Raw genomic sequence first — 10,643 nt, 5'->3', positions numbered from 1 at the left:
GAGCACATCGTCTACGCCATCGTCCTGATCGGCCTGACCCTCGCCGGCGCCGGCACCACCCTCGGACTCGGCACGACCTGGACCAACACCACCCTGGTCCGCCGCCTCCCGATCCTCAAGTAACCCCCATCGACTCCGGCGCCCACCCCCAGCCCCCTGGAGGTGGGCACCGGCACGTCCGGGGTGCGGAAGCCCACCGGCACGTTGGAACGGTCACCCGTCCCTCCAGGGAGGAAATGAAAGATGAAAGAGAGATTCGAGCACGCACCCACGGGCGAACCGCGCAAGAGCGGCCGTCCGGGGCGGTCGAGGCGGTGGGCCGATCTCACGCCGAGGCAGCAGGCCGTTCTCCTGACGCTCGCCTCGGTGGAGCTCTCGCTCACCGCGACCGCCGCCGTCGATCTGTTCCTCCGCCCCCAGACCCGGCTACGCGGTCACAAGTCCCTCTGGTGGCCCGCCCTGGTCGTCCAGCCCTTCGGGCCGATCGTGTACCTCGCTCTGGCCCGCAGGCCGAGGGAGTCCTCGCCCTCCTGAGCGGACGCCTGTCCTGCCGCGGCCGCAGCGGCCGCGGCCGGCGGACGGTCTGCGCACGCGAGGGCGGCGCCCGGTCAGCGTGCCGGAAATCGGCGTCGACCAGATCACGTGGGCCCACACCCCATGGAGGGTGGCCTGACCCTCGCCGTCGGGCCGCCCTGTGCCGGCCCTTCTACGAGAGCGGCTGGGCCGCGCCGACCACGAAGGACTCCAGCCGGTGCAGCAGATCGGCCATCTCGCCCTCGGGCAGCCGGGTGGTGTCGGCGCTCAGCTCCACGCCGAGAGTGCCCTTCCAGCGCATCAGGGCCACGCAGAAGTAGCAGCTGCGCTGGTCCGTCCCGGGGAGCCACTCCAGCTCGGACTCCCCGTCCCCGCTGCCGGCGCCGCCCGGATCCTCGCCGGGGCGCAGGTCGTTGAAGCAGCACGACGGGAACACGGAGATGCCCCGGTCGGCGCTCACTCGGTCGATCATCGCGTCGAACGCCCGCGTGTCGAAACGCGCGCGCCGGTAGGACGCGAGAACCGCCGGATACGCGCTCACGAGGGTCTCGCCAAGGCTTCCGCACGAGCCCAGGGTGAACAGTCCCAGCTGATTCAGGCTGGTGACCAGGTCTCGGCTCCGATCGTCGAAGCGGTTGTGCACGATCGGGGTGATCGCGCACACCTTGTGCCCGGTCAGCTCGCGCAGCAGCATGGTGACCGCCACCAGGAGCACCGTGGCCGTGCTGACGCCGGCACGGCGGGCGAGCACATGTGCGGCGTGGTCGAGCCGGGGCGACGACAACACGGCCCGCGCGTACCTCGGCGTCGAGCCCGCTCCGACCGCTTTCGGGAACATGCCGGACGGCACGGTGCGCAAAAGCGCCTCCCACTGCGCGATCGCCCGGTCCGAACGGGCCGACGCCGCCTGTTCCTCCCGCACCAGGTCGAGCAACTGCGACGACGGCGGTCGCGCGATCGCTCCGCGCAGCAGCAGCATCCGCAGGTCGCGCACCACGACGTCGGCCGCGCGCCAGTCCGCCACGACGTGGCTGATCACGAGCGCCACGTGAGTGGCGGCGCCGTCGCAGACCACGAGACCGGCGCGCAGCGGCTGCTCGCCGTCGTCGAAGGATCGACCGGCCAGGCGGGCGACGAGGTCCGCCGCGGCGTCGTCCGCGTCGCCGCGTGCCGCCTCGACCGTTTCGATCGGCAGAGTCCCGGCCGCCGCCACCTCCTGGTACGGCCCGTCCGCGCCAAGCCGCACCAGGGATCGCAGGCCGTCGTGCCTGCCCACCACCTCGGCCAGGGCCGCCGCCACGACCTCCGGGCGGCGCGGGTTCCCCGCGCGGGGGACGGCGAGCACCCGGGGCACGTTGAAGTAGTGGGCGTTGTCCGGCCCCACCCCGTGGATGGCCTCCCAGATGGCCCGCTGTCCCCATGCCAGCTCGGTCCTACCGGAACGGTCGGAGGCGAAGTCCACCGAAAGCCGCATGCCTCTCCTTCAATGGTCAGAGACGTCCAAGTCCGAACTCTCTGGCCTGCGGCCCCGATCCCGGACAGCCGCAGACCTGGGTCACCGCCCGCGCGGCCGCATCCACCAGGCGGCGCGTGGCGGCGGCGCCGAACAGGCCGGCCGGCACTCCAGCCGAGTAACCGACCAGCGGCTCACGAGCCCTCCTTCTCGATCCGTCTCCGGCTCGCGCGGCATCGCCTCGATCGCCCCGGATTCGTCGAGAGCCTGAGAGCGTTCACCGGCGGAAAGTGTGCGGGCGGCCGTGGGAACGCTCCCATGAAGGCTAGGTTTCGTCTCCGGGCCGGTCAATATCCTTCAGTGCCGTTCGCCGCGGCCCGATGTGACCTGACGGGGACGGCAGGCGATTTCCGCACGTGGCGGATACCGCTGGGGAGCGCTCCGTTCCGGCTTTTGACAACCTGGAAACTTCTTCGTCCGATGCGGCCGCATCCGGTCCGGCCTTATTTGGATAATGAGGCCGGACCAGTTTATGGAAGCGCTCCCATAGGGCCGCCTTACGCGGGCGGCCGAACGGCGAGCGCGGCCTTGTCGATCTTGCCGGTGGCGTTGCGCGGCAGGCCGTCCACGAGGACGACCTCGCGCGGGACCTTGAAGTTGGCCAGCCGTTCCCGGCAGTAGGCCGTCAGCGCCTCGGGGGTGACCGCCATGCCCGGGCGGGGCACGACGTAGGCGCGGCCGACCTCGCCCATGCGGGCGTCCGGCACACCGATCACCACGGCCTCGGCGACGTCCTCGTGGGCGGCGAGCACCTGCTCGATCTCCGCCGGGTACACGTTGAAACCGCCGACCACGAACATGTCCTTCGAGCGGCCGGTGATGGCGAGGTAGCCCCGCTCGTCGAGGCGGCCGCGATCGCCGGTGACCAGCCAGCCGTCCACGACCGCCGCCGCGGTCGCCTTGTCGTCGTCCAGGTAGCCGACCATGACGTTGTGCCCGCGCACCAGGATCTCGCCGTCCTCCCCCACAGGCACCGGCTCGCCGTCCCGGCCGGTCACCTTCACCTCCACGCCCTCGATCGCACGGCCGGAGGTGGTGGCCACGGTCACGTCGTCGTCCTCCACCGAGCATGCGGTGACCGTGCCGCACGACTCGGTCAGCCCGTACGCGGTGACGACCTGGGGGAACAGCTCGGCGCGCAGGCGGCGTACGAGCGCCACCGGGACGACCGAGGCGCCGGTCACCGCGAGCCGCAGCGACGACAGGTCGTGGCGGGTACGGCCCAGGGCGTCGAGCATGGAGACGTAGATGGTCGGCGGCCCGGGCAGCACGGTGATCTTCTCGGCCTCGATGAGCCGCATCGTCTCCGCAGGCTCGAACACCGGCTGGAGCACCATCGTGGCCGACTTCAGCAGACAGGCGAACACCCCGGCCTTGTAGCCGAAAGTGTGGAACATCGGGTTGACGATCAGGTAGCGATCGCCGTGGCGCAGGCCGGTCCGCGCGCTCCAGGCCAGGTAGGTGCGGACGTTCTGGCGGTGGGTGCACATCGCGCCCTTGGACCTGCCGGTGGTGCCGGAGGTGAACAGGATGTCGGCCACGTCGTCGGGGCGCACCGCCGCCGCGCGGTCCCGGGCCGCCTCCTCAGGCACGCTCACGCCCGCCGCGAGGAAGTCGTCCCAGCTCGTCGCGCCCGGCCGCGGGCCGTCGTACGCCACCACGGCGGTGAGGGCGGGCAGGTCCGGCGTGCCGGCGGCGGTGACGCCGAGCATGGCGAGGTAGCCGTTGCCGAGGAAGCCGTCCTCGGTGAACAGGACCCGGGCGCGGCTGCGGGCCAGGAGCCAGCGGGCCTCCTCGCCCTTGTACCTGGTGTTGATCGGCACCACCACGGCGCCGGCGCAGAGCGCGCCGAGGGCGGTGACGATCCACCGCGTGCTGTTGGGCGCCCAGATCGCGACCCGCTCCCCCGGCTCCACGCCGAGCGCGAGGAAGCCGCGGGCCGCCTCGCGCACCCGGGCGTGCAGCTCCGCGTAGGTCAGGCGGGACGCGCCGTCCACCACGGCCTCCGTGCCCGGAAACTCCCGGGCCGCCCGCTCCAGCACTCCCGGGATCGTCAGCGCCTCGTTGTCGGTCATGACCGTCATCGTGGCCGTTGCGTCCCGGTCCGTCAGGCGCGGTCCCGCTGGCCGGTACCTCTCCCCCATCGGCGGGCGCGCGGCCGTACCCTCCCTGGGGCGTATCGAAGGTGGGAGGACACGGTGAACGTGACGATGGATTTCGGCGGCCGGGCGGTGCTGGTCACCGGGGGGACCAAGGGCATCGGCTTCGTGATCGCCGAGGCGTTCCTCGCCGCGGGCGCCGAGGTCGTGGTGTGCGGGCGGAACGAGCCGGAGATGCTGCCCGCCGCGGGCGGCCGGACGGCGCGCTTCGCCGCCGCCGACATCCGGGACCCCGGGGAGGCGGCGCGGCTGGTGGAGCAGGCCGTGGATCACCTGGGCCGTCTGGACGTGCTGGTGAACAACGCCGGGGGCTCGCCGGACTCCGACGCGGCGACGGTCTCGCCGCGGTTCGTCGAGCGGATCGTGGACCTCAACCTGCTCGCGCCGTTCTACGTGGCCCAGCCGGCCAACCTCGTCATGCGCGAGCAGGAGACCGGCGGCTCGATCGTCAACATCGGCAGCGTCTCCGGCGTGGACCCGCAGCCCGGCACCGCGGCGTACTCGGCGGCCAAGGCCGGACTGCTCGTGCTCACCAGGGCGCTGGCGCTGGAATGGTCGCCCAAGGTGCGGGTCAACCACATCACCACCGGCCTCATCAGGACCGAGGCCGCCGCCTCCATGTACGGCGAGGACGGCGGCGCGGCGCTGTCCGAGGTGATCCCGATGCGCCGGATGGCGGTGCCGCGGGACGTGGCGAACGCCTGCCTCTTCCTCGCCAGCGACCTCGCCTCCTACCTGACCGGGGCGGACGTCCCGGTGCACGGCGGAGGCGAGGTGCCGGCCCGCTACCTCGTGACGCGCGGCTGAGCGTCGCGGAAGACGGCACGCCCGCCCGTCAGCACGGGCGTGCCGTTCACCGCGGCTTCGAACACGACCGCGTCGTCCGTGTCCCACGTACGCAGGTCGAGGCGGTCGCCGGGGAAGACCGGGGCGGCGAACCTGCCCGCCAGCTCGGTCAGATCGGCCGGGTGCGCGCCCACGGCGTCGGCCAGCGGCAGCGTGACCGCCGCCAGCGTGCACAGGCCGTGCATGAACGGCCGGGGCATCCCGGCCGCCTTCGCCGCCTCCGGGTCGATGTGCATGTGGTGCCGGTCGCCGAGCAGGCGGTAGAGCGCTGCCTGGTTGGGCGAGGTGTCCAGCCTGACCTGGTGGGCGGGCGCGATCTGCGGCCGCTTCGGCGCGGACGGCCCGCGTTCGCCGCCGAACCCGCCGCAGCCGGGCGCGAACAACGACCAGGTGGCGAGGAAGAACTCGCTGTCCACCTCGACCTCGAAGACCGCGGCGCCGCCCTTGTCCCAGACCCGGGCGACCCGGGCCGTCATCGCCAGCTCGCCCGCCGGCGGCAGCGGCCCCCGCACCACGAGCCGCTGGGAGCCGTGCACGGCGGTCCGGGTGTCGAACGCGCCGAGCGAGCCGAGCGCGTCGGGGGCCCACTGGGCCTTGGTCAGCGCGAACGTCGGCAGCACCCGCAGCCGCTCCTCGAAGACGAGGTCGAGGTCGGTGGCGGGGGCGCCGACGGCGAGCGCGTAGAGGATCGCCTCCCGCTCGTCGTAGGCGACCGTGCGCTCGCCGAGCTCGCGGCCGGCCCACTCGGCAGCGTTCATCTCGCCGGTGTTCACCGGTCCGCCCCGAGGACGAGGCCGCTGGTGGGCACCCCGGTGCCCGCCGTCACGATCACGTTGCGCACTCCTTCCGGCTGGTTGACGCTGGTGCCCCGCACCAGCCGCACGGCCTCGGCGACGCCGTTCATGCCGTGCAGGTACGCCTCGCCGAGCTGGCCGCCGTGGGTGTTGCACGGCAGCCGCCCGCCGAGCTCCAGATTGCCCTCGGCGACGAAGTCCTTGGCCTCGCCGGGGGCGCAGAAGCCCAGCTCCTCCAGCTGCGGCAGCACCAGCGGCGTGAAGTGGTCGTAGAGGATCGCCGCGTCCACGTCGGCGGGGCCGAGGCCGCTCTGCGCGTACAGCTGCCGCCCGACCAGCCCCATCTCGGGAATGCCGGTGATGCGGGGACGGTAGTAGCTGGTCATCATGTGCTGGTCGTCGCCGGAGCCCTGGGCGGCGCCGAGGATGACGGCGGGCGGGTGCGGCAGGTCGCGCGCCCGCTCGGCCGAGACCACGACCAGCGCCTGGCCGCCGTCGGTCTCCTGGCAGCAGTCCAGCAGGTGCAGCGGCTCGGCGATCCAGCGCGACGCCTGGTGCTCCTCCAGCGTGATGGGCCGCTGGTAGAACCAGGCCGCCGGGTTGTTCGCGGCGTGCCTGCGGTCGACCACGGCCACCCGGCCGAAGTCCTCGCTGGTCGCGCCGTACTCGTGCATGTAGCGGCGGGCGAACATGGCCACCCACTGGGCGGGCGTCGACAGGCCGAACGGGTTGAGCCACGCGTAGGCCGCGCTGTCGGCTCCCGTCTCGATCGGCCGGTTCGCCTGGCCGAGGCCGTAGCGCACGCCGGACCGCTCGTTGAACGCCCGGTAGCAGACGACCACGTCGGCGACGCCGGTCGCGACGGCCAGCGCCGCCTGCTGGACGGTGCCGCAGGCCGCGCCGCCGCCGTGCGGGATGCGGGAGAAGAACGTCAGCTCGCCCATGCCGGTGTTGCGGGCGACGTGGATCTCGGCGTTGGTGTCGGCGGTGAACGTCACCATCCCGTCCACGTCGGACGGCTTCAGGCCAGCGTCGGCGATGGCCGCGAGCACGGCCTCGCAGGCGAGCCGGAGCTCGCTGCGGCCGGAGTCCTTGGAGAACTCGGTGGCCCCGATGCCGGCGATGGCGGCGGCGCCGGAAAGACTGTTCATATCGCGCCCTTCCCCGGGAGCCGTACGACGGCGGTGCCGGTGACGTGGGCGCCCAGGCCGTTCTCGCCGCGTACGGCGATCTCGACCCGGCGGCCCTCGTCGTGCTTGGCGGTGACCGTACCGGTCAGCGTCATCGTGTCGCCGGGGTAGTTGGGCACGCCGAGCCTGATCTTGATCGCCGTGACGACGGCGGACGGGCCCGCCCATTCGGTGACGTACCGGTCGACCAGGCCGTTGGTGGTGAGGATGTTCATGAAGACGTCCTTCGACCCGCGCTCGACCGCGAGGCCGGGGTCGTGGTGGACGTCCTGGTAGTCGCGGCCGGCGATCGCGGTCGCCACGATGAGCGTGCGGGTCAGCGGGATCGGCAGCGCGGGCAGCTCCTCCCCCACGCTCACCTCGTCGTACGTCCGCCCGTTCATGACGCGATCCTTCCGGCGGCGACGAGGGCGCCGAGCTTGGCGAGGTCGGTGCTCGGCCCGCCGAGCGTGCCGGAGATCTGCCTGGCCCACAGGAAGTGCCGGTGCACGGGATAGTCGACGTCGACCCCGATGCCGCCGTGCACGTGCTGCACCCGGTGCGCCACGGTCAGCCCGGCGTCCCCCGCCCACCACTTGGCGACCAGCACGGCCGCCGCGGCGTCCTCGCCCCCTTCGAGGGAGGTGACGGCCTGCCACAGGCACACGCGCATCGCGTCGACGTCGATGTAGCAGTCGGCGAGCTGGTGCTGCACCGCCTGGAAGGTGCCGAGCGGACGGCCGAACTGCTTGCGCTCGGACAGATAGGTCACGGCGTGCCGCAGCGCGCCCTGGGCCACTCCGGTCTGTACGGCCGCCAGCGCGACCGCCGCGCGCGCGATCGTCCAGGCGACGGCGCCGTCGCCCGGCGTGCCGACCGCCCGCGCCGGTGCGCCGTCCAGGGTGAGCGTGGCGGCGAGGTCGTGGGACGTGGTCTCCGCGGCCTCCCAGGAGACGCCTTGCGCGTCCGAGGCCACCAGGAACAGGCCCGGCCCCGCCTCGGCCGCCGCCGACACCAGCACGTGCCCCGCGCCGAAGGGGGAAGGCACGACCGCCTTGACCCCGGTCAGCCGCCAGCCGTCGCCGTCGGAGCCGCCATCGGGGCGGGCCGCGCAGCGCGGCTCGGCGGGGTCGCCCGGGCCGAACTCCTCAAGTGCCACGGTGAGCCGGGACGAGCCGTCCGCCGCCCCGGGCAGGAGGCTCTCGCGCTGCCCGGGGGTGCCGTGCGCGGCGACCGCGAGCGCGCCGACGGCCGCCGGCCACAGCGGCACCGGGGCGACGTGGCGGCCCTGCTCCTCCAGCAGCACGCACAACGCGCCCAGGCCGAGCCCGGCGCCGCCCGCCTCCTCCGGCAGCGTGATGCCGAGCAGGCCGGCCTTGCCCAGCTCCGCCCACAGCTCCTCGTCCAGCCGGGCCGGGGAGCCCTCCACCTCGCGTACGCGCTCGGTCCTGGCGCGGTCGGCGAATATCTCGTTCGCCAGGACGCGGACCGCTTCGAGTTCTTCGTCCAGCGTGAAGTCCATCAGTCCTGTTCCTCCTGCGCGACCGGCCGGAACACCGGGAGCGTCAGATCGGGGTCCGCGTCCAGCCACTCCAGGGCCACCGGCATGCCGATCTCGACCTCCTCCGGTGCGACGCCGACCAGGTTGGTGATGAGCCGCGTGCCCTCGTCGAGCTCCACGACCGCGACGATCAGCGGATACTCGAACGCCGGGTGGCGGGGGTGGTGGTTGACCACGAAGCTGTAGACGTGCCCGCGGCCGGACGCCTCGGCGGCGTCCCACTCGAACGAGCCGCAGTGGGGACAGCACGGGCCGGGCGGATGGCGTAGCGTCGCGCACCCGGAGCAGCGCTGGATCACCAGGCGGTGCTCGCGCGCCGCCTCGAACCAGAACGCGTTGTCCCGGTTGATCGCGGGCCGCGGCCGCGGCGCCTTCGGCTCCCGCTTCTCGGTGGAAGGGGCCTTCGGCCTGAAGCGCAGCAGACGCCAGCGCTGCACGGCGACGACCTCGCCGTCCTGGTCGGTGTAGGTGCGGACCGTGGTCACGAACCGGCCGACGCCCAGCGCCGTGGCCTTCTCCGGGGAGATCGACTCCACGACCTCGCGGACGCTCACCCGGTCGCCGACCACGAGCTCGCGGTGGAACTCGAACTCCGAGTCGGTCGCCACCACCGAGGTGTAGCCGTCCTTCTCCAGCAGCGCGTTCAGCTCCCGCGCCCCGGCACCGGCACTCGAGCCCTCCACGGTGGCGGCGTACCCCCGCATCGTCCACGCCTGCGTCATCGACGCGGGCGCGACGATCCCGGGACGGCCGGTCGCGCGGGCGGCTGCGTCGTCGAGGTAGACCGGGTTGCGGTCGCCCATGGCCTCGGCCCAGTGCCGGATCATGGGCACGTTCACCGGGTCGGGCCCCTCCCGCAGCGGGACGATCTCCCGCCCGGCGAAGTCCTCGTAAGCACTCATCAGCGACCAGCCCTCGGGAGGCCGAGGCCCTGGGTGGCGACCATGTCCCGCAGGACCTCGTTCACGCCGCCGCCGAAGGTGTTGACGATGCCCTGCCGCGAGAGCTGCTCGATCTGCCCGGCGAGCACGGCGCCCGGCGACTCGGGGCGGATCCGGCCGCCCGCGCCGATGATCCCCGACAGCGTGCGCTGCACGTCGATGTGGGTCTCGGTGCCGTAGACCTTGGCCGCCCCGGCGTCCGCGCCCGACAGCGCGTCACGCGCGACCGCGTCGGTCATCTTCCAGTTCATCAGCCGCATCGCCTCCAGCCGCGCGTACGTGCGCGCGAGGTCCCGCTGAACCCACGGCAGCTCGATCGCGCCGTTGTCCCGCGCCCAGTCGACGACCTGCTCCCAGAGCTGGATCATCCGGCCGCCGAGCGCGGCCAGGCCGATCCGCTCGTGGTTGAGCTGGTGGGTGATGAGCCGCCAGCCGCCGTTCACCTCGCCGACGACCGCGTCGGCCGGCACCCGTACGCCGCTGTAGTAGGTGGCGGTCACGACCATGCCGCCCACCGCCTGGATGGGGCTCCAGGAAAAGCCGGGTGCGTCCGTCGGCACGATCAGGATCGAGATGCCCTTGTGCTTGGGCGCGTCCGGATCCGTACGGCAGGCCAGCCACACGTAGTCGGCCGTGTTGGCGCCGCTGGTGAAGATCTTGCTGCCGTCGATCACCCACTCGTCGCCGTCCCTGACCGCCCGGGTCGTGAGGGAGGCGAGGTCGGTGCCCGCGCCGGGCTCGGTGTAGCCGATCGCGAAGACGACGTCGCCGGACAGGATGCCGGGCAGGTAGCGCTGCTTCTGCTCCGGCGACCCGTGGCTCATCAGCGTGGGGCCGACCGTGTTGACGGTGACGAACGGGAACGGCAGCCCGGCCCGCTGGACCTCGTCGAAGAACACGTACTGGTCCTCGATCGAGCGGCCCTGCCCGCCGTACTCGACCGGCCAGCCGATGCCGAGCCGGCCGTCGGCGCCGAGGCGCTTGACGACCTCGCGGAACCGGGCGCCGCCGACGCCCTCCTCGCCGACGCGGCGCCGCTCGTCCTCGGGCAGCAGGCCCGCGAAGTACTCCCTCAACTCCCGGCGCAGCTCGCGCTGCTCCGGACTCTCACGCAGGTCCATGTCCG

General features: G+C 72.9%; 10 protein-coding genes. 2 read left to right on the top strand and 8 right to left on the bottom strand.

The window, feature by feature from the left end; genetic code table 11:
• The first annotated feature begins 243 nt into the window (after nt 1-243).
• Nucleotides 244-534 carry a hypothetical protein gene (locus HHX41_RS41490; protein WP_249351018.1) on the top strand — a complete coding sequence of 97 codons (291 nt, stop codon included), beginning with the start codon at nt 244-246 and terminating at the stop codon, nt 532-534.
• Nucleotides 535-706: 172 nt separating this feature from the next.
• Here HHX41_RS41490 and HHX41_RS38180 read toward each other — a convergent pair whose 3' ends face one another.
• Nucleotides 707-2,008: a condensation domain-containing protein gene (locus HHX41_RS38180; RefSeq protein WP_182909833.1), complete on the bottom strand. Its 1,302-nt coding sequence runs from the start codon at nt 2,006-2,008 to the stop codon at nt 707-709.
• Between the two features lie 536 nt (nt 2,009-2,544).
• Complete coding sequence (locus HHX41_RS38175; RefSeq protein WP_220504805.1) at nt 2,545-4,122, bottom strand: FadD3 family acyl-CoA ligase; 1,578 nt, start codon at nt 4,120-4,122, stop codon at nt 2,545-2,547.
• 123 nt (nt 4,123-4,245) lie between these two features.
• Here HHX41_RS38175 and HHX41_RS38170 point away from each other — a divergent pair, with 123 nt between their 5' ends.
• Nucleotides 4,246-5,013: an SDR family oxidoreductase gene (locus HHX41_RS38170; RefSeq protein ID WP_310742364.1), complete on the top strand. Its 768-nt coding sequence runs from the start codon at nt 4,246-4,248 to the stop codon at nt 5,011-5,013.
• Here the strand turns inward: HHX41_RS38170 and HHX41_RS38165 are convergent.
• The 6 genes from HHX41_RS38165 to HHX41_RS38140 are packed head-to-tail and all read right to left on the bottom strand — an operon-like array spanning nt 4,992 to nt 10,638.
• Nucleotides 4,992-5,810 carry a MaoC/PaaZ C-terminal domain-containing protein gene (locus HHX41_RS38165; RefSeq protein ID WP_182909831.1) on the bottom strand — a complete coding sequence of 273 codons (819 nt, stop codon included), beginning with the start codon at nt 5,808-5,810 and terminating at the stop codon, nt 4,992-4,994. The two genes, HHX41_RS38170 and HHX41_RS38165, sit on opposite strands and share 22 nt — an antisense overlap.
• 11 nt (nt 5,811-5,821) lie before the next feature.
• Nucleotides 5,822-6,997: a lipid-transfer protein gene (locus HHX41_RS38160; protein WP_182909830.1), complete on the bottom strand. Its 1,176-nt coding sequence runs from the start codon at nt 6,995-6,997 to the stop codon at nt 5,822-5,824.
• Complete coding sequence (locus HHX41_RS38155; protein WP_182909829.1) at nt 6,994-7,419, bottom strand: MaoC family dehydratase; 426 nt, start codon at nt 7,417-7,419, stop codon at nt 6,994-6,996. Before HHX41_RS38155 ends, HHX41_RS38160 begins: the two co-directional genes overlap by 4 nt.
• Entirely contained in the window at nt 7,416-8,537 is a 1,122-nt protein-coding gene (locus HHX41_RS38150; protein ID WP_182909828.1) for an acyl-CoA dehydrogenase family protein, read from the bottom strand. The genes HHX41_RS38155 and HHX41_RS38150 overlap by 4 nt, the downstream gene beginning before the upstream one ends.
• Nucleotides 8,537-9,478 (bottom strand): bifunctional MaoC family dehydratase N-terminal/OB-fold nucleic acid binding domain-containing protein, encoded by a 942-nt coding sequence (locus tag HHX41_RS38145; RefSeq protein WP_182909827.1) that lies wholly within the window; start codon nt 9,476-9,478, stop codon nt 8,537-8,539. The genes HHX41_RS38150 and HHX41_RS38145 overlap by 1 nt, the downstream gene beginning before the upstream one ends.
• On the bottom strand, nt 9,478-10,638 hold the full coding sequence (locus HHX41_RS38140; protein ID WP_182909826.1) for an acyl-CoA dehydrogenase family protein: 1,161 nt from the start codon (nt 10,636-10,638) through the stop codon (nt 9,478-9,480). Before HHX41_RS38140 ends, HHX41_RS38145 begins: the two co-directional genes overlap by 1 nt.
• Between the last annotated feature and the right edge of the window lie 5 nt (nt 10,639-10,643).

Source organism: Microbispora sp. H13382 (assembly GCF_014161445.1).
In the GTDB taxonomy this organism is placed as follows: Bacteria; Actinomycetota; Actinomycetes; order Streptosporangiales; family Streptosporangiaceae; genus Microbispora.
The sequence above is the reverse complement of the archived record's forward strand: the minus strand, read 5'-3'. Positions and strand labels throughout refer to the sequence as shown.